Below are 19,358 nucleotides of genomic sequence, written 5' to 3'. Positions count from 1 at the left end.
GTCATTTAATATAAAGTGGTCTGACATTCTTTTTTTTTGAGCTCAAATTCCAGTGAGTTCATTTAAATTGCGATTATAATAAAAGCATGAATTAGCAAAGTCGTTTTTAAATTGAAAGAGTCAAACAATGGAAGATGATAATGAGAACTCTGATGAAGAACTAGCCCCGATGGTTGACGGGTTAAGTGGGACATTGTGCATAATCATTTTAGTTTCTATGGTTTTTATTTTTAGCGGAATGAAAACTGCAGAAACCTATATTAATTATGGAGAGTTAAACTTTGAAAAAATACAAATAGACATACCGAATAAACGCCTTTATTTTAAAGGTGGAATTCATTTATCAAACAATGATATTTCTTTAATAAAAAACGAAATATCCAAAAACAAAAGCAATAAAATAATTATCAGTGGCTACATCAACGATAAAGTCAGTCACAGCAAAGAAAAAAACACCTATAACCTTCTTTATATGGCATCAATAATTAAAAATCTGGGTATTGATAAAGAAATTGTTCTAAAAAAAGGAACAAGTGAATATTGCCCCGGTTGGAACTCATGCATTTATTGGGATTACAAATAACATGTATTATCTTGGATTATTTTTTTATGCAGCAACATTTGTCGCTTGCTTTTTACTGCAATCGGTACGTGAAATGGTTCAGCAATGCCTATTGCTTGCTCCTGAAATCAGTTACACCATGATTGGGATTTATATTTATCCTTTAATTATTTTTTTATTTCATCGGTTATTCAATAGGAATAAACAAAGTCACTATATATTACTTTCGAACCAAACTAAATTATCCGCATCCGTCACTGTATCATTAGGATTAATTGGAACATTCATTGGGTTAACAGGGATGATCACTGCGATTTCGGCCTCCCTTGGAGGAGATGGGGATATCTCAGAAAAAATGAATGCCATGATTTCATCTATCTCATTGGCACTTAATTCAATGTCTTTTGCATTCTTAACGTCCATTCTTGGGGTTTCTATTTCTGTTCTACTGTTAGTTAGTTTGAATTTTTTTCATTTCTTTTACCAAAAAGAAACTAAAAAAACGAAGCAGCACGCCTCTGCAAACTACTCTGAAGAGCTTAATCGCATTCAAGAAACACTGAACACATTACAGAGTGTGAACATCGGTATGGCGCAAAAAATGATTTCTGTGACCGATAATAATGAACTTGCGGCAGATATTTCTTCACACCTCTCGGCTTTATCCATCACAACACAAGATCACTTAGCCGTTCTACAGTCAATAAAAGAAGCTGACGACGATTGGAAAAGAAAATTAGCCATCTACTTACTAGAAGAAAAAATAAACAAAAGAAATGACAATGAAAAAATATCAGAAGAAATATTAAAGATAGATCAAACAACACAATGGCTAAAAGAAAATACCATTGAGAGCAGAAAAAAACTATTAACCGTATTATCAATGGAGTAAAAAAATGCGCCTTATCACCTTAGGTTTTTTATTAACTTTATTATCACCATCTTATGGTTTAGCAAATCAAGATGTAGAAAATTTTCAAAGTTTTATTAGCCGAGTATTAAAAAACTCTAATCCAATTCAAATAAAGTCATTAGAGTTAGATGCTGAAAACCTCAGAGCAAAGCAAACCAATTACTATTACCTTCCTAAGGTCTCAGCCTCAGGAAAAATAAAAAGCCATGATGGCAGTACCAGCAGTAATATTACCGCCAGCTCATTAATCTATGATACAACGTTAACCCATAGATTTAATGAAAAAAATTTAAAGTTAAAAATATCAGCACTTTCACTGAATAAAGAAAAAGAAGAACTCTACACTTCAACAACTAATAACTTAATTGGTATTTATTATCTCAATGAGCTAACAAAAACAACCACTGATTTAAATAATAATGCGAAAAACATCTTTAAACTCATTACTCACCGATATAAAAGTGGCATAGCGAAATACAGTGATGTTGAACAAGCCTCTTTATTGATGCAACGAATTGAAACAGAACTGCAAAATATAGAAAAAGAGATTGAACAATACAAGTCAAATATTGAGCTTTTATCAGGGATTACCTTTCCGTCTAAAGGCGTACAGGTACCAGAAAATTTACTGAAAAGATTACAAACAACCATTATTGATAGTGAGGATGCGCAACAAAATAGCGAATATAACTTGCTACGCATGCAAGCTGACGCAATGAAGGAAAATGCTTATCAACAAAATCCTTTCTTGAATGTCAATGTTATCGCTGAAGAAAGATTTGTTGACCACGTGAGAAGTCGTAACGAATCTTACATGGGAATGGAGGTAAAACTAAATGTCTTTGACCTCGATAAAATACTGAATGAAAAATCGCAATTAAAACTGTATGAAGCAACAAAAGGAAAGGCTGATTATAAATACAAAGAATCAACAGCAAAAATTAAAAATTTAAAATTAATTGCCAACTCAAATATGACTGAACTTATAGGGCTACATGAACAACGTAAGACAATGCGTTCGATAATTAAGAGCCAACAAAGGGAATATGAAATATCACAGTCCTCTTTCTATGAAATGGTGAACACGCTATTTGATATGTTAACAATGGAAAGACGCATAGCTGAATTAATGATTGCTGATATGAAAAACAAGATGGAATACATCCAATTAACAGGGAAACTCACTGAAATTGAAACGTTATCTAAATAAACTGAACAAAATCCCTAAAAAACTAAAAATATTCCTAGGTATCACATCCCTATTTGTCGGGTACATTATATTAGCCAAGATAGAAATATCCTCTCCAGGTGAGGGGATTATTTCAGGAGTCTCCAACCGGCTAGAAATAGTGAGTCCTGCATCTGGGTTTATTAATCAATTTGCTATTAAAACCGGTGATAAGGTAGAAAAAGACCAAATTTTATTTTCCTATACGAATTTAGATGCATTTCATCAAGAAAAAACCTTAACCAATCTTGTTACTTTTGCTAATGAACGCATTAATGAACTAGAAGAAAATAAAAAACTATTAAATAAGATCCTCGATGGAAGTATAAATACAGAATCCGAATATTTTTTCTTTGCAAAGGGCCTGCAAAGCAAAACGTTAAGTGCTTATAGAGAGCTCTATGGCCACATTCTCTTACACATGGAGATAAGCAATTTAAAGGACAAATATATCTCACAAATAAAAGAATCCAGTGAATTAGATAATCAGATTAATATTTTAAAAAAGAAGGCCTCACTGTTGAAAAATGCAAGAGCACCTGAAATTGAAAAACTCAATAATAATGCTGAAATCAGCCGCACCACTGCGCTGATAACATCTGGTGAATTAAATGCTCAAGGGCTATTACGAGAAATTTCACTGTTAGAAAAGAAATATACCGCGCGGCTTATCGGTGAAATACAAGAAAATGAAACGCTACTTAATCGGCTAAAAAAAGAGAGATTGGAAAACAGCGGACAGATGGAACTACTTCGCAATAAAATAAGAGCGAACAGTGTGTTATCGCCAGCGGATGGCGTTGTATTAAGTATCGAAAAAGATTTAGAAAAAGGCTCTTACGTTGAAGCCTCAAATTTAGTCATGGTAATAAAAAAACAACAAGATACACGGGTCATTGAAGGAAAAGTATTAGCGAAATATCGTCCTTTTATAACACAACAGTTGCCTGCAAAAATTGTGGTGAACTCCCCTGGATTTAAAAAAATCATTAACGGTAAAGTCACAAAAATCAGTGCTGACTCCTTTAGTGACAGGGAACGAGCTAACCAAGAACGCTATTATTCCGTACAAATTACACCGGAACAAAATACTGTGCTCCTTCCAGAACATGATGGCCTACCAGTGATGCTCTATATCTCGAGTAAAGAGATTTCAGTGCTTCATTATTTAACCGCATTAATTAGCGATAATATTACATTTAACGTTTGGTGACTTATGTTAGGTTTTATTTCTGCATTATCCGCTGCCGTAGCAACTATGACATTATTGATGGCCGTACTTTTAGCAAATGTGTTGTCAAGTACGATGGCTGCTGAAAAAAACAAAGGCAAAGCGGCATTTGTCGGAATTGATGATAATAATACAGAGACGTCTTCGTCTATAAATAATGGAAGTCACAAAGGTAATGACATCATGAAGTCGTTAATATTTAGCCATGACACCATCAAATTCGTTGATAGTAAAAAAGTTAAATCTATCGATATTTATTGCAGTTATGGAAATAACATCTCTTTTGATATAGCAATGACCTACACCATTTATAACACAGTATTAATTAAAAAAAGCACGCCTAATGTACACATTAAAGCCTTGAAACCTATTGAAGATAATCAAGGTGTTAACGCTTGCTTCCTGAAGAGTGAAGAAAATGAAAGAAAGTAGTTTCCATGATGCCATTAACCAATACTTTAAGATATTAGGAGAGCCATTTACTTCTCCAGCTCTATCGTATGATAATAAATATATATTAAATAATATTAATGAGTTTATTAATAATGATTTTTTCACTTATCAATATGTTTCTCTTTCTGATTTTAGTGACAAGAACCTACCAGCCCTTTTTATTATGGAGATAGAAAATGGAAAATACATTATTATTAAGAATCATAGGGGCCAGCTAACCAATCTAACAACCGACACCGCAATAACAAAACAACTAATTGAAAGTAAACACTTATTTTCATTCCAAGCGAGTGAAAACACATTAAATGAAGAGAGCATATACACATCACTGATTAAATTAACGCCAAAATCAAATTTATTTTCATTACCTTTAATCGTATTTGCGCTGTTATTACCTTTATACTCAAATCTTTTTAACTCACGATTAGTTTACAGTGAGTCAATAAGCTCACTTTTGTATATTAGTTTTATTTTCATTGTTGTTATTGGCTTAGAGTTTTTTATTAAACATATTATTCATGAACAGAACACAAAAAAAATAAAGCTTAACATCAGCACTTTTAACCGTTATTTCGTTAATTTATTAAAACAATCGAGTTGTAAAAGTGCCTCCATTAAGGTGAGGACCGCCGAAGCGTCGATCTTGCAGGTATGGGAAATCAAACCACAAATCATTTATGATATCGGATTAGCCATTTTATTTTCATTCTGCATTTTTGGCATGCTAGGTTTTTATTCATTATTGCTATTAAGCTATTACGCTGGACTTATCTTTCTATGCCTACATGTCCGCTTTCTTTCCTACAAAAATATGCTTCGAGCAAATACCTTAAACTATGAAAAATCAGCCATGTACTACTCCTTAGAACAGAAAAAACATGAGCTGTATTTCGCCAGAGATAACCACTTTAAGCAGTACATCAGTATAAAAACCAATGAAGATGAAAAAATAAAATTAAAACTGAATGAGGCCAACCACCATTGGATGGAAATCATCAAAGTAAATACGTTTTTATCCATGATTGTAATGTACGTGGCTAGCTATTTAGCTATTGGTGAAGGGAGTTTAAGTTTGGCTTCCGTTATCGCGGTCATGATCATTAATGGTCGACTTTCAGGTGCAATTACAAGTGCAATTAATCGCTTATTCATGGTGAAAACACATCTATTTCATATCAAATCCAGTATTGAGCAGCTAAAAAACAATCCACTCATCCATTTCAAAACTGATGGCATAACAATGAATTCGATAACGCATTTTAGTGCAAAAAATCTTAGCGTTAATATTCACGGTAAAACCATCATTAACCAGCTCAATATTGAAGCCAAATCTGGGGATGTTATCGGTATTACAGGTATTTCAGGAGTAGGAAAGACATCACTAATGAAAGCATTATGTGGGACTTCAGAATACTCATCAGGGGATATAGCAATCAATGGCATTGGTATCGATGAGATTTCCCAATCCTTTTTAACAGAAAAAATTGCCTACCATAATGGTATTTCAACATTCATTCATGGCAGTATTCGTGACAATTTTAACTTCTACGGTGTATTCGATAACAACATCATTGTCCGCCTTACCAAATTATGTTGCCCAACTTTACTGATTAGCAAAGAAACGTTAGATGATACACTCGTCACTGACATTGCTGCCTCTACAGGGGAAAAACAAAAGTTACAGCTCGTTCTTGCATTGATAAAACAACCTGAAATGATATTTCTAGACGAATCGACATCCTTTATGGCGACCTCTGATGCCCTCGCATTTCTACAATTAGTGAAACAAGAGTTTGAATTAGATAAATCAATTATTTTCTTTTCTACTCATGACTTAGGGCTGACCTCATTTTTTACGAAGCACATTGCGTTATCACCGAGCCATGTTAAACATATTAATGCCCCACAACCCCACAATGAAATTATCATTCCTAAAATTAGTTTAAGCTAATAAACAAAAACGCCCACTTGATAGTGGGCGCCTTGATTATATTTTTATGTCACATATTACAAGAACATAAAGAACACCATACCGACAATTGCCCCTGTCGTACCAAGGATAGTTTCCATGACAGTCCAAGTTTTGAGGGTTTGAGCTTCTGTCGCGCCAGTAAATTTCCCATACAGCCAGAAACCAGAGTCATTAACATGGCTTAGGATCAAAGACCCCCCTGAGATACAAACGGCTAACGCTGCCAATTGTGCACCTGAGTAGCCTAACTCACTGATAACAGGTAACACTAAACCTACCGCAGTTAAACATGCAACGGTTGCAGAACCTTGAATAACACGTACAGCACCTGCTAATACGAAACAAGCAACCGCTATCGGCAAGCCAGCACCAATTAAAGAGTCACCTAATGCAGGTCCCACACCGGAGTCCACTAAAATTTGTTTGAATACGCCACCCGCACCAGTCACAAGTAGAATGATCCCAGCAGGTTGGATAGCGGCAGAACAAATCGCCATGACTTTTTCTTTATCCATACCATAGCGGAAACCTAGGCCATAAATTGCCAGTAAACACGCTAACAGTAAGGCAGTGAAAGGGTGACCAATAAATTCTAACCAGTGCTCTAATGTAGAACCTTTTTCAACGACATGCGTACCGATGGTTTTTAAGCCCACTAATACCAATGGGAAAAGCACTAAGCACAGACTGAAACCAAAGCTTGGCATTTTGCCATGTTCTGTATTTGGTGCTTGATAATCAGCAGGGATATCAATATGAACATAATTACTGATAAATTTACCATATAACGGCCCTGCTAAAATCATGCCAGGGATAGCGGCACACAGACCAATTAAGATCATCCAGCCATAATCTGCCCCCATTTGTGATGCAACTAACATGGGTGTAGGCCCCGGTAATAAAAACGCTGCGGCGGCTGCAACACCCGCAAATAGAGGGATAGCCAGGCGAACAACGTTATGACCTGTACGGTTCGCTACTGCAAACACCACACCGATTAACAACACAATAGCTACATCAAAGAAGAGCGGTAGCGCACAAACCAGCCCTGCGACACCCACGGCATAATGCGCATTCTTTTCACCGAACAGGTTAAGTAGCTTATTCGCAATCTGATCTAATGCCCCTGTTTCATGTAAAATTTTACCGAACATTGCCCCGAGAGCGACTACGATAGCAAGGAAACCTAAGGTCCCCGCCATGCCTTTTTGCATGGTTTCAGTGATCTGCTGTACTGGCATGCCGGAGAATAAACCCGCCCCAATAGAAACGATCATGAGCGCGACAAAAGCGTGTAAACGAGCATACATCACTAAAAAGAGCAGTAAAACGACAGAGCCAACAGCCGTTAGCACGAGCGTTAGTGTGCTTAATGTTTCTGGGGTATTCATTAGTTATCTCCAGCGACAATCTTACGAATAGTAGAACACGTATTTTCAATCACGTTCTCTAAGGATGGGCGAATATCAACAGCCTGCACATCAGGTTCATCCGCACCAGGTTCTTGTAAAGCATCAAATTGCGATTTCAGCATTTCAGGCTTAAAAAAATGCCCTTTACGTGCTTTCAATCTCTCTTCAATAACAACCGCATCACCTTTTAGGTAAATAAAATAGAGGTTATGATTCCCCTCTCTTAAGATATCGCGATAGCTTTTTTTCAGTGCGGAGCTAACCACCAGCGATACCTTATTGGTTCTTTGCATTGCAAAAATGGCATTATTTAATGCGACTAACCAAGGTTTACGGTCCTCATCATTTAATGCGTGACCCGATGCCATTTTTAAAATATTTGATTTAGGGTGAAGGAAGTCACCATCAAGGAAGGCAGCCTGTAATTGCTGTGCAACACCGGCAGCAACAGCAGATTTACCACTACCCGATACCCCCATTAGTACAAATGTATAGTTTTGTTTTTGGGTATCATTCATAGGAAACTCCTCAGATATTCACTATTGTCCTGGCTTTAGTTAAAAACCGGCATTTGTTACCGGTAACAAGTTACGGGTAACATTATCATCAGTGCGGATTTATTTGGCAATCAAATTGGTGAAGAAGAGAACAGATCTGTGATGATACTCTCAATCTGACTTCAGAAGAGGCAGGTGAAGAACAAAGCAAAACTCGCAAATAAAAAACAAACAGCAATAGCAAAAAACAAAAAACAAAAAACAAAAAACAAAAAACAAAAAAGTATATTTAAACTTTATTGCTCGTCTTAAAACATTCCTCTAAATAATTCGTGTTGTCGCTAGGCGCCAAGCGAGTCAAGCCCTAGGAGCATACATAAGTATGTGACTAGGGTTGGCGAGTACAGGCAACAACGCGACAGCGCGAAGGATGACGAGGAATAATTAGATACTTTCGCCAGTAAGGACAGAAAACCCCACATCAAAATGCGTCCCCGTTAGCTTCTTGCCAGACATTCTCGCCAACAAGACTTCTGCCGCCTTACGTCCCATTTGGTCCCTTGGCGTCAAAATACTCGCCAGTTTTGGCGTCATTACTTGGCCAACATCATGGCCGTGGAAGCCCGAAATCGCGAGATCTTGTGGGATCTGAATCCCCAAACGCTGACATTCAAAAATAGCCCCTATTGCCAAGTCATCATTGGTACAAAATAAACCATCGGTATCTGGGTACTTAGCACGGCAATCGTGTAGTAATTGAGCGCCTAACGAATACGATGAGCTAGCCTGTGTCATCACATTTCGTGGTTCAAGATTGGCATCGAGCATGGCCTGCTCATAACCTTTCAAGCGGATAAAAGTACGTTCATCATGCCTTGCGCCTAAATACACAACCTTACGGCAGCCGCGCTCAATCATCGCCTGAGTCATTTGGCGAGACGCTTCAAAGTTATCGATACCCACCGCAATATCTAGGCAAGGAGAAATGCTATCCATAATCTCAACCACGGGGATCCCCGCAGTTTTAAGCATGCGTAGTGTGCGTTCTGTATGGGTTCGTTCAGCTAAAATCACGCCATCAATATTATAAGAAAGTAACGAAGTCAGCCGCTCTTCTTCTTTTTCGGGTAGATAGCCATAGTGAGCCAACATTGTCTGGTAGCCATGACGGTCTGTTACCGCTTCAATTCCACGGATCACTTCGGCAAAGACTTGGTTGGTTAATGAAGGAAGCAACACCCCGATGGCGTGGCTGGTTGCGTTCGATAAAATATCAGGGGCTTTATTCGGGATATACCCGGAAGCCTCCACCGCCTGAGCAATTTTATCACGCAAAGCCTCTGAAACCTGCTCTGGGTTTCGTAAAAAACGGCTCACCGTCATTTTCGTGACGCCAACTTGGTCGGCAACATCCTGTAGAGAAGGTCTTTTTTTCTTCATAAGTTCAAAGCGATATCCAATTCGTTAACGATAAACATGTTCTGCTATCTATTAATCGATAGCAATCTTTGTTACTGATTTACATCACATAAATGTCGAATTTTCCGAACAATGCGATTTTTATAGTTGACTCTCTATCATGACTCCGCTAATTTTCGCGCTATATAATTATTATTATAACGAGTAGATGAAATTAGACTATGGCGATCAATCGTAGACATTTTCTTAAATCCAGTGCTATCCTCACGGCTTTTTACTGCTTACCAAGCTTCACACAAACTCGCCCAGAAGTTGAAGCAGCGATATTCGGTAAACTCCCAACCCCCAAGGATATTCATCGCGTCATCAGCTCGGGGCCCCCTTCTGATTTACTGATGTTTGCCTTAGCGCCAGAAAAAATGGTGGGTTTCGCCTCTATTTCATTGAAAAAAGGGCAAACGGGCCTTTTTGCACCACAATGGCTTGAATTACCAGTTTATGGCCGTTTAGCGGGACGTGGAAGTACCCTTTCCCTTGAACAGCTGCTGTCCTATAACCCCGACTTAATTATTGACACTGGAAACATTGACGAAACTTATCGCTCTCAAGCGGAAAAGGTCGCCAAACAAACCCATGTGCCTTATTTGTTAATCGCAGGTGGCCTAAAAGACTCACCACAGCAACTAATGCAATTGGGTGAAATTTTAGGCGTTTTACCACAAGCACAACCATTGAGCCAACTTGCTCAACGCTATATTGATGATGCTGCCTTATTTGCTCATCAAAACCAACAGAAATCACTGAGTTTTTACCTTGCGAGAGGGTCAAAAGGTTTAGAAACCGGCGCTAAAGGCTCAATTCATACTGAAGCGATTGAAATGCTAGGCTTACGCAATGTGGTGGATATCCCTAATTTTCATGGCCTTACTACGGTTTCTATGGAGCAGCTCTACCAATGGAACCCTGACATCATTATAACGCAATATGACGAAGCCATTGAACTGATGACAAGTTCTGCATTATGGCAAGGGCTTGATGCTATTGCCAATCGCAAATTACTTGTATTTAGTGGTATGCCATTTGGTTGGTTAGATGGGCCTCCAGGCGTTAACCGCTTATTGGGGATGAGGCGGCTACAAAGCCATTTTGATAAAAACATTGCCAAGAATATTAAACAGGATATTGCTGAGTTTTTTACTCGCTTCTACCATTCATCATTAACGGCACAGCAAGTTGATTTGCTCATGGAAAAATCATGAATAATGTTTTGAACAAAAAGGGGAAATTCCTTTTATTGGTCATCATGTTACTAATTAGCTTTGTTATCGCGTTAACAAGTGGTAAGTACTCACTTACACTCAGTGAGCTTTATCGCCTATTTGCCAGCCAATTATCATCTCACAGTGAATTGAGTAACCCACGCCATGAAACCGTTTTTTGGCAAATACGTTTTCCACGCACATTAGCCGCTATTATTATTGGTGGAGGGCTAGCGATTGCAGGGGCGGCTTACCAAGGAATGTTTCGTAACCCACTGGTTTCTCCTGATATTCTAGGTGTTTCCGCGGGTGCTGGCGTGGGAGCCGTCATTGGTATTTTCTTCGGCCAATCTTTGTTTTACATTCAATTAAGTGCATTTATTGGTGGGCTAATCACTGTGACTTTAGTGTGCTTTATTGCCCGCCTAGCGCGGCAACATGACCCTATTTTATCTTTGGTTCTGGTCGGTGTTGCTATCAGTGCGTTGTGTGGTTCCGCCATCTCCTTAATGAAAATCCTCGCAGACCCCTACACCCAGTTGCCTTCCATCACTTTTTGGTTATTAGGTGGCTTGTCATCGATTACCCAAGCAGATTTAGTGTCAGTATTACCGCTGATGATTATCGGTATCATTCCACTATTATTATTGCGCTGGCGTATGAATTTACTCAGTTTATCGGATGAAGAAGCCAAAAGCCTTGGGATCAATGTCAGTTTAACCCGCGCTATTTTCATTATTTGTGCCACATTACTGACAGCAAGCGCGGTGTCGATCGCAGGAATTATTGGTTGGATTGGATTAATTGTTCCACACATCACTAGAATGATAGTGGGTGCTAACTTTCGCTATCAACTCCCGGCATCACTGGCCATTGGTGCCATCTTATTGCTAATTACTGACACCTTAGCACGGACTATTGCTGCGATTGAATTACCCATAGGCATTTTAACCTCCGCAATTGGCGCCCCCTTCTTTTTGGCTATTTTATTACAGGCAAGGCGGGTGAAATGAACATTCTGTCTTTGAAAAAGGTCGCAATTGGTTATCATGGCACTGCTATCATTGATGGTATTAACCTTTCATTACCGAAGGGGGAGATTAGCTGCTTGTTAGGCGCAAATGGCTGCGGTAAAACCACCTTAATGAAAACGTTACTGGGGCTATTACCCGCCATTAAAGGTGAAATCCGACTCAATGGGCAAAGCATTCAAGCCCTTAGACCCCGCGAAATAGCCAAAACTGTCGCTTATGTTCCCCAAGCCCATGATACCCCCTTTACTTTCACTGTACTTGATATGGTGATGATGGGTTTAACACCCCATATTTCAATATTTTCAGTTCCTAAAGAGGCCGAAAAAAACTTAGCATATCAACAACTAAAGCATCTGGGCATTGCACACTTAGCAACCCGTCTATACAGCACACTCAGTGGCGGAGAAAAACAATTAGTATTGATAGCAAGAGCCTTAATACAAAAACCATTACTTCTAATTATGGATGAGCCTGCCGCTAGCCTTGATTTTGGTAACCAAATTCGCTTACTTGAACAAATCGAAAAGCTTAAATCCCATGGCATGACAATATTGATGTCAACCCATCATCCACAGCATGCCGCAGCTATCGCTGACAACGTCATTTTGCTTGATAAGCGCAACAAAGCGAGGCAAGGGTTATCAAATAGTATGTTAACACTTACTAACTTGGCAGCACTTTACAATGTGGATGAGCGCAGCATTCAAGCTCACTTCCAGCTTCCATCAACGTTTTCTTATTAAGGTCAGGGATCATGTTAATTAATCAAATCGATTTTTCAAAAATGTACCAACAACACATGCAACAGACACAACGTAGCCGCAAAGAGCCAGAGCATTGGGATAAAAAAGCACAACAAATGGCACAAAACTGTGCTAATCCCCATGACCCATACTTAGTACGGTTTCGTGAACTCATGGATTTAACTGGTGCTGAAACCTTACTTGATGTCGGTTGCGGCCCCGGTTCCATAAGCCTTTGCCTCGCAAATGAATTTAAAGATGTGATTGGAATTGATTATAGCCGTGGCATGCTCGAAATGGCTGAACTACGAGCTAAAGAGCTCGCTATCCCACATGCACGCTTTGCACAACTCGCATGGGAAGATAGTTGGGATGCCCTGCCTTTAGTGGATATTTCAGTGGCATCGCGTTCAACGCTGGTTGATGATTTAAAAGCCGCATTGCTCAAGCTCAATCGCCAAACCAAGCTGCGGGTTTATACCACCCATACCATTAATCCAACGTTTATCGATGAGAATATTATTCGTACCATTGGTCGTGAAGTTATTCGTTTACCCACCTACATTTATGCAGTGAATATCTTGCATCAACTGGGGATTAATGCGCGCGTAGATTTCATTAAAACCCCCAATAAAGGTGGATTTGATAACTTTGAAGCTTTCGCTGAAAGTGTCAATTGGTCCCTTAAAAATATCACGCCAGAAGAAACCGCGATCCTACGTCAATATTATGATGAACAAACCGCTCTAGGCAAAACAATCCCTTATCCATCTAGAGATTGGGCGATGGTATCTTGGGATGTAGTCGATGAATCGGAACTGACATTATGATTTACGTACCCGATGCATTGATCGACCAACTGTTGCTAGATGACATCCAATATGGTGACCTCACCACACGGGCACTCGGCCTTCAATCCCAACTGGGTGTGATGACCTTTACCTCCAAATTTGGCGGCTGCATCAGTGGGATGATTATCGCCAAGCGTATGTTAGAAAAACTCGGTCTCATTTGTGACTGTCACTTTCAAGATGGCCAACAGGTTGAACCGCAAAGTGTTTTAATTCGTGCGACTGGGCCTATTGAAGCCTTACATCAAGGCTGGAAAGCAGTGCAAAACGTGCTTGAATGGTGTGGAGGTGTAAGTCACTACACCCAGCAAATGGTCAGTATTTTGCGTCAATATCAACCAGATGGGCAGCTTGCTTGCACCCGAAAAACCATTCCACAGACAAAGCCCCTTGCCTTAACTGCGATTTTGGCTGGGGGCGCTATTATTCATCGTGCAGGTAGTGCTGAAAGTGTCTTACTGTTCACCAATCATCGCCAATGTCTTGAAAGACCAGATGATTGGGCAGGTCATATTAAAACACTACGCCAAGCCGCCCCTGAAAAAATGATTATTGTTGAGGCTGATGACTACGAGCAAGCCATTCTCGCAATCAATGCGCAAGCCGATATTATCCAGCTGGATAAATTGCCCATCGAACAAATTCAGCGACTACAAGAACTCGCCAAGCAACAAAGTCGCCCTTGTCGACTATCCATTGCAGGTGGAATTAATTTAAAAACAATAGAAACATTCGCACAAACCGGGGTGCCATTATTAGTTACATCAGCCCCTTACTACGCTGCACCACGAGATATCAAAGTGAAGATTTTTAAGCAGTAACCAAAGAAGTTAGCGTCAAAGAGACCGTTTGCAAAAACAGCCTACCCCGTAGGCTGCATCCACTTATGGTTAATGACGCAAATCGTTATATAAAAAATAATATATCGCTATTTATGAAACTGGAAAGAGATAATGAAAATAAAACAAATTACCTATTTAGTCGGGATGGCTTTATTCACAGCACAAGGATACGCCGCCTCACCTAACACCGAAAAAAATACCGATGTGATGTCCGTTTGGAGTACCCCGCTTGCGGCTGATGCAAACATCATCACAGAAAATCAAATGAAACAGTTGAATAAAACTAACGTCGCACAGGCGCTGAGCACAATGCCAGGTGTTTCCATTCAAAAGTCAGGTAACCGCAATGAAACCCAAGTCAATGTACGTGGCTTTGACAGCCGCCAAGTGCCTATTTTCTTTGATGGTATACCTACTTATGTCCCTTATGATGGCACCCTTGACCTAGGTCGCTTTATGACTAGCGAGCTGGCCAGTGTTGAGCTATCCACCGGCTATACCTCTCTATTACAAGGCCCGAACCTAATGGGCGGAGCAATAAACCTAACCACCGCGACCCCTAAAAAACCCTTTGAAGCTAATATCAACTTGAACCAAGGCTTTACCCGAGGTGCTGATAATGCGCACAATATCAGTGCCCGCCTAGGTGGACGCAATGATCTAGGCTTTATCCAAGTGAGTGGCAGCCAATATAAACAACGTTTTATGGGAATACCGGGGTCTGAAAATAACAATCCATTAGCAGGAAATAATGGCCGTCGCCCAAATTCAGCTACTGACGACAAGCGCATGATGGTGAAAGTGGGATGGACACCTCGTGAAGCCGACGAATATGTCATTACCTATCTCAAACAAGATGGAGATAAAAATAGCCCCCCGAGTGTGACAAATACCAAGCCTCAAATATGGCAATGGCCTGCTTATGACAAAGAAAGTTTTTACTTCAATGGCACAACCCAAATAACCAATGATATCGCCTTACAGAGCCGCCTGTACCACGACACATTTAAGAATACACTCCATCAATATAGGTCTGTTAAAGACTATAAAGACGGTATCTATAACTACAGCCGTTATGACGACTACAGCAACGGGGCTGATATGCGTGTTGACTTCACCGTGCGTGAATTAGATATGCTGTCATTTGCTGCCCACTGGAAAGAAGATGTACACAGAGCTCGGTCAAAAAGAGATATTCCATTCGACCGCTATAAAGACAATACCTATTCAATCGCTACCGAGTACCAGTGGGTTGCTATGAACAATCTCGATATTATCGGAGGCATTGGCTATGACTGGCGCAAGAGTGCGGACGGCAAACGCTATGACTATAAATCAGGAGATTTTGAGAAATACGATGGTAACAGCCAGCATGCCTTCAACTGGGAAGTAATGGCTCGCTACCACTTAGAAAATGAAGATACAGTACAATTCTCGATATCAGAGAGAAGTCGTTTCCCAACACAAAAAGAGCGTTATACCAAAGAAAAAATGAAAAGTGACGATACTTTCGTCATTAATCCACATATCGATACAGAACGTGCACTTACCTATGATTTGACTTACAAGGGACATATCTCACCCACTTGGTCATATACTTCAAGTCTCTATTATAACCATGTCTCTGATGCCATAATGGCGCATCGTGTTGGTACGAATCAGAATGGTGGCTATATACTCGAAAATCGTAATAGCGGGAAAGTCGATTACTTTGGTATTGATTTCGGTACTACAGGTCAAATTACGGATTGGATGGAAGCCGGTTTAAGCTACGGCTATATTCACGCTGATCCTAAACACTACAGTGTAAAACACGTTGCCGAGTTACCTACCCACAAAGCCTTTGCTTGGGTGAAATTCACGCCATACGCCCCATTTAGCATCACCATTACCGAAGAAGCCAGAAGCTGGGCGTTTAACTATGTTGATGCCGAAAGCAAAGTTCGCGGCTATGCTAAAACTGACCTGCGCTTAGATTATGATTTTGGCCAAGGTATTTCTGTTAACACCTCAGTGAACAACTTATTCGATAAATCATATGAATATACTAATGGCTATATTGAAGAAGGCCGTAACTATTGGTTAGGTATTGAATACAAATATTAATCATTAATATATTAGGCAGAGAATTAAGTTCTTTGCCTAATATTTATTATAGAGTCTTAAATTAGTTAACATTGAAATGATTAAGTAAAAATACCTAGGATATTTCCCATAAAAAATACATTCCTATATCGGTTGATTTATATGGATTATTCTATCTTTTTAACTACAAATATGATTAACACCTAAATTTTATATCTTAAAATATAACATTATACAGTTTTAAGTAACAAATAGACTGTCAATTCAATAAATTTGCTAATTCATTACAAAAAAGCTCACCTCACAATACTTGCGGTTAATTGATTCCGTATTTAGACTATAAGTATAATAATAAAAGTTAAAACCATATACTTTATCTAAAATTAACTCCCTTAATTTAAATTTTCTATTAATCATTTTAATTAGAGAGAGCAAACAGTATTTATGATCGAAACACATGATTATACTATTGATGAAAAATATATTTTCGAACAGAAAACAAGTTTAATATACCTAAAAGATGATCGAAATCAAAATATTGAATTATCTAAGCCTGCGGCAAGATTATTAAATCAAATCATTCTATTAAATTTAAAAAAAGGAATTGCAACGCGTGATGAGCTCTTAACAAGTGTATGGGAAGAATATGGGCTGGTTGGCTCTAATAATAATTTAAATACTTATATTAGTGAGATAAGAAAAAAACTTGAACAAGTTGGTATCGACCCTAAGTCGATCGTTACTGTACCTAAAAAAGGCTTTCGTCTCGATAATCATATATTCATACATGAAAATGTAGAGACTGATAATAAAAATGTCACGGAAAATACTATTTATCTCAATGATAAATATGATTATATTGAAAACCCAGAATATTCCCCTCAACCAATTGATAACCCATTAGCGACTCAAACTTCGCTCATCACTACTATTGATAAACCATTAACCGCTATTGATAACATAGAAAATAACCATACACAAACAATGGATATTAATGAAACCTTACCTCTTCAATACGGTAAGGATGAAATAATAAAAAAAAGTGCTAAAAAACCTTTAAAAATATTACTCCTAGTTATTTCAACGCTTGCAATATGTTATTTAATCTATTTATTTACTCAACACCCAATGGATAAAACAGATCCAGCCAATAATTATCTTACTGTAAGCACAAATGAAAACTGTGTCATACAAATGCCGATTGATATGGTCGGTAATATTTCCAGCGATAATATTGCTATCGTAAATAAAAAACTGAATAAATACAACATACCATGTAATGAACCAAAGAGAATTATTCTTTTATCAGACTTAAATAAGTCCTACTCTATCGACAAAAACATATCTATTAGTATTTGCAAAGAAATCAATAAAAAATTTGATTGTATCTCAATCAATGATCAGAGGATTTAAATGAAAAAATATATTTTTGCTTCGTTATTTTTAATTGCAACAGCATCAACTGCATCACTCATGATCAAGAAAAGCAGTCATGATATCCAAATTTGCCACTCCGAAATATTATGGATTAAAGATAATAATACCCAAGATGGCTTAAGTTTAAAATCAAAAGTTAATGTCCAACTTTCCCCTGGTCAGCAAGGACGAATGAATATGTATGGTTATTTAAAAGATAATAGCCAAATTTACCGTTTAGATAGAGCTCTTTACTTTGATTATCAAAATGTTGACCATAAAGGTAACTATGCTGTCACGTTTACGTCATCATCAGTAACCAACTCAGATAATATCCCAGAGAAATTATTTTCTAACTTCATTCAATTAGAAAAAGATAAAATAAAATATTATGTCAACATTACTAAAATGGAAGACAATATTTATATCATCAAAGATGAATCCTATTCCGCTTTTACTTGCCAAGTTCAATAAAAAAAAAGCCTACCAACAATTACGTTTAAGTAGGCAAAACCGTCAACATGGGAAATGACGAATCTAAATATCTGTCTAAATCATGGAATAGTTAAAACAAGAGTAATACGACCACTAAATTTTCCTGGCGCAACAGTACCATTTGTTTTTAATGTTGACTCTACACGTACTGGCCAAACTTGATTCGCTCTGACTGACTGAACCAACCCTTTTGCTGCTGACTGGTTATTTAAGGTAACATGAGATTGCAACTCACCATTCGAACGTAAATAAACATTATCTTGCTGCAAATTGGATGAAACTTTCACACTCATATCCTGGTTACATTGGATATAAAATAGCCCAGTTTCAACATCGCCGTTTAACTCATCCGCATTTAAAGGGCCGTGATCTAATTCAAGAGTATTCGCATTACCCGTCGGAGAAGTAAAATAGCATTTTCCTGCTGGAGGAGGTGCTATTCCGCAAATCCCTCCTGGTAATATTTTACCTTGACTCCCTTTTGATGTAGCTAAAAATATCCCTACACATTCATCCGTCGTAATTGCCCCACTATGTTGGCTCTTCCCTGTTCTCGGAAAAGAAAGACCACAAATCGCATTAGCATCTCTGATAATTGCCGCCATTGTCGTATAAGTTGCAAAATTCACATCACACGACCAATCTGCACGAGAAGCGATACCACCGGCCTCTTTCCCTGAATGTAAGTGGTTAATCGTAAAATAACACCTTTTAGCACCAGTAGAACCAAGTACCGATTGACATGGGTTACCTTCATAAGGGGAACTTTCCTTCCAGTATTCCATTACAAAATGGTAAATATTTTCATACTTAGATAATGATTCAACTTCTTCCACATAAGAAAAATATGTCGAACCGTAACTTCCCAAACCAAAGAACAAAAATGGTATGGCTAATAATAATTGTTGAATTCGTTTTCCCATTTCAGATCTCTTTATATTCATTT

The 19,358-nt window shown here is 38.4% G+C and carries 18 protein-coding genes; 14 read left to right on the top strand and 4 right to left on the bottom strand.

Annotation, left to right across the window (positions count from 1 at the left end):
• Positions 1-127: 127 nt before the first annotated feature.
• The 6 genes from M0M83_RS02170 to M0M83_RS02145 are packed head-to-tail and all read left to right on the top strand — an operon-like array spanning position 128 to position 6,338.
• Positions 128-583, top strand: coding sequence for a hypothetical protein (locus M0M83_RS02170; protein ID WP_125894988.1), 456 nt, complete (start codon positions 128-130; stop codon positions 581-583).
• Positions 534-1,454 carry a hypothetical protein gene (locus tag M0M83_RS02165; RefSeq protein WP_248467496.1) on the top strand — a complete coding sequence of 307 codons (921 nt, stop codon included), beginning with the start codon at positions 534-536 and terminating at the stop codon, positions 1,452-1,454. Before M0M83_RS02170 ends, M0M83_RS02165 begins: the two co-directional genes overlap by 50 nt.
• Before the next feature lie 4 nt (positions 1,455-1,458).
• Complete coding sequence (locus M0M83_RS02160; protein WP_248467494.1) at positions 1,459-2,685, top strand: TolC family protein; 1,227 nt, start codon at positions 1,459-1,461, stop codon at positions 2,683-2,685.
• A complete protein-coding gene (locus tag M0M83_RS21640; RefSeq protein WP_213914420.1) occupies positions 2,666-3,916 on the top strand; it encodes an HlyD family efflux transporter periplasmic adaptor subunit in 1,251 nt (416 codons plus the stop codon). The genes M0M83_RS02160 and M0M83_RS21640 overlap by 20 nt, the downstream gene beginning before the upstream one ends.
• 3 nt (positions 3,917-3,919) lie before the next feature.
• A complete protein-coding gene (locus M0M83_RS21635; protein ID WP_248467492.1) occupies positions 3,920-4,366 on the top strand; it encodes a hypothetical protein in 447 nt (148 codons plus the stop codon).
• Positions 4,353-6,338, top strand: a complete 1,986-nt coding sequence (locus M0M83_RS02145; RefSeq protein WP_213914422.1) for an ATP-binding cassette domain-containing protein — start codon at positions 4,353-4,355, stop codon at positions 6,336-6,338. The genes M0M83_RS21635 and M0M83_RS02145 overlap by 14 nt, the downstream gene beginning before the upstream one ends.
• A 56-nt stretch (positions 6,339-6,394) precedes the next feature.
• On the opposite strand, the gene gntU is transcribed toward M0M83_RS02145, so the two are convergent.
• From gntU to gntR, 3 genes are all read right to left on the bottom strand, one after another.
• Positions 6,395-7,750 (bottom strand): gluconate transporter, encoded by a 1,356-nt coding sequence (gntU, locus tag M0M83_RS02140; protein ID WP_125894976.1) that lies wholly within the window; start codon positions 7,748-7,750, stop codon positions 6,395-6,397.
• A complete protein-coding gene (gene gntK, locus M0M83_RS02135) occupies positions 7,750-8,289 on the bottom strand; it encodes a gluconokinase (RefSeq protein WP_125894974.1) in 540 nt (179 codons plus the stop codon). The genes gntU and gntK overlap by 1 nt, the downstream gene beginning before the upstream one ends.
• A 423-nt stretch (positions 8,290-8,712) precedes the next feature.
• Positions 8,713-9,708, bottom strand: a complete 996-nt coding sequence (gntR, locus tag M0M83_RS02130) for a gluconate operon transcriptional repressor GntR (protein WP_125894972.1) — start codon at positions 9,706-9,708, stop codon at positions 8,713-8,715.
• 200 nt (positions 9,709-9,908) lie between these two features.
• Between gntR and M0M83_RS02125 the strand changes: the two genes are divergently transcribed.
• From M0M83_RS02125 to M0M83_RS02090, 8 genes are all read left to right on the top strand, one after another.
• Positions 9,909-10,946 (top strand): ABC transporter substrate-binding protein, encoded by a 1,038-nt coding sequence (locus M0M83_RS02125; RefSeq protein ID WP_213914424.1) that lies wholly within the window; start codon positions 9,909-9,911, stop codon positions 10,944-10,946.
• Between the two features lie 44 nt (positions 10,947-10,990).
• The gene (locus tag M0M83_RS02120) at positions 10,991-11,959 is read left to right on the top strand and encodes a FecCD family ABC transporter permease (protein WP_420793961.1); all 969 of its coding nucleotides are present in this window, start codon (positions 10,991-10,993) and stop codon (positions 11,957-11,959) included.
• Positions 11,956-12,723, top strand: coding sequence for an ABC transporter ATP-binding protein (locus M0M83_RS02115; RefSeq protein ID WP_125894968.1), 768 nt, complete (start codon positions 11,956-11,958; stop codon positions 12,721-12,723). The genes M0M83_RS02120 and M0M83_RS02115 overlap by 4 nt, the downstream gene beginning before the upstream one ends.
• An 11-nt stretch (positions 12,724-12,734) precedes the next feature.
• Positions 12,735-13,553, top strand: a complete 819-nt coding sequence (locus M0M83_RS02110) for a class I SAM-dependent methyltransferase (protein WP_248467488.1) — start codon at positions 12,735-12,737, stop codon at positions 13,551-13,553.
• Complete coding sequence (gene modD / locus M0M83_RS02105) at positions 13,550-14,395, top strand: ModD protein (protein WP_248467487.1); 846 nt, start codon at positions 13,550-13,552, stop codon at positions 14,393-14,395. The genes M0M83_RS02110 and modD overlap by 4 nt, the downstream gene beginning before the upstream one ends.
• Before the next feature lie 132 nt (positions 14,396-14,527).
• A complete protein-coding gene (locus M0M83_RS02100) occupies positions 14,528-16,522 on the top strand; it encodes a TonB-dependent receptor plug domain-containing protein (RefSeq protein ID WP_213914501.1) in 1,995 nt (664 codons plus the stop codon).
• Between the two features lie 423 nt (positions 16,523-16,945).
• Positions 16,946-17,914, top strand: coding sequence for a winged helix-turn-helix domain-containing protein (locus tag M0M83_RS02095; protein ID WP_213914502.1), 969 nt, complete (start codon positions 16,946-16,948; stop codon positions 17,912-17,914).
• Positions 17,915-18,391 carry a FidL-like protein gene (locus M0M83_RS02090; RefSeq protein WP_213914503.1) on the top strand — a complete coding sequence of 159 codons (477 nt, stop codon included), beginning with the start codon at positions 17,915-17,917 and terminating at the stop codon, positions 18,389-18,391.
• Between the two features lie 80 nt (positions 18,392-18,471).
• Here the strand turns inward: M0M83_RS02090 and M0M83_RS02085 are convergent, their stop codons facing one another.
• Complete coding sequence (locus tag M0M83_RS02085; RefSeq protein ID WP_125894956.1) at positions 18,472-19,335, bottom strand: hypothetical protein; 864 nt, start codon at positions 19,333-19,335, stop codon at positions 18,472-18,474.
• Positions 19,336-19,358: the final 23 nt, after the last annotated feature.

The sequence above is a fragment of the Providencia rettgeri genome, assembly GCF_023205015.1.
Classification (GTDB): domain Bacteria; phylum Pseudomonadota; class Gammaproteobacteria; order Enterobacterales; family Enterobacteriaceae; genus Providencia; species Providencia rettgeri_E.
This window is presented reverse-complemented; position numbering and strand designations above follow the sequence as displayed.

Coding starts and splice junctions, on each gene's coding strand:
- M0M83_RS02170 (WP_125894988.1), top strand. CDS start 128: ATGGAAGATGATAATGAGAACTCTGATGAAGAACTAGCCCCGATGGTT.
- M0M83_RS02160 (WP_248467494.1), top strand. CDS start 1,459: ATGCGCCTTATCACCTTAGGTTTTTTATTAACTTTATTATCACCATCT.
- M0M83_RS21635 (WP_248467492.1), top strand. CDS start 3,920: ATGTTAGGTTTTATTTCTGCATTATCCGCTGCCGTAGCAACTATGACA.
- M0M83_RS02145 (WP_213914422.1), top strand. CDS start 4,353: ATGAAAGAAAGTAGTTTCCATGATGCCATTAACCAATACTTTAAGATA.
- gntU (WP_125894976.1), bottom strand. CDS start 7,750: ATGAATACCCCAGAAACATTAAGCACACTAACGCTCGTGCTAACGGCT.
- gntK (WP_125894974.1), bottom strand. CDS start 8,289: ATGAATGATACCCAAAAACAAAACTATACATTTGTACTAATGGGGGTA.
- gntR (WP_125894972.1), bottom strand. CDS start 9,708: ATGAAGAAAAAAAGACCTTCTCTACAGGATGTTGCCGACCAAGTTGGC.
- M0M83_RS02125 (WP_213914424.1), top strand. CDS start 9,909: ATGGCGATCAATCGTAGACATTTTCTTAAATCCAGTGCTATCCTCACG.
- M0M83_RS02120 (WP_420793961.1), top strand. CDS start 10,991: ATGTTACTAATTAGCTTTGTTATCGCGTTAACAAGTGGTAAGTACTCA.
- M0M83_RS02115 (WP_125894968.1), top strand. CDS start 11,956: ATGAACATTCTGTCTTTGAAAAAGGTCGCAATTGGTTATCATGGCACT.
- M0M83_RS02110 (WP_248467488.1), top strand. CDS start 12,735: ATGTTAATTAATCAAATCGATTTTTCAAAAATGTACCAACAACACATG.
- modD (WP_248467487.1), top strand. CDS start 13,550: ATGATTTACGTACCCGATGCATTGATCGACCAACTGTTGCTAGATGAC.
- M0M83_RS02100 (WP_213914501.1), top strand. CDS start 14,528: ATGAAAATAAAACAAATTACCTATTTAGTCGGGATGGCTTTATTCACA.
- M0M83_RS02095 (WP_213914502.1), top strand. CDS start 16,946: ATGATCGAAACACATGATTATACTATTGATGAAAAATATATTTTCGAA.
- M0M83_RS02090 (WP_213914503.1), top strand. CDS start 17,915: ATGAAAAAATATATTTTTGCTTCGTTATTTTTAATTGCAACAGCATCA.
- M0M83_RS02085 (WP_125894956.1), bottom strand. CDS start 19,335: ATGGGAAAACGAATTCAACAATTATTATTAGCCATACCATTTTTGTTC.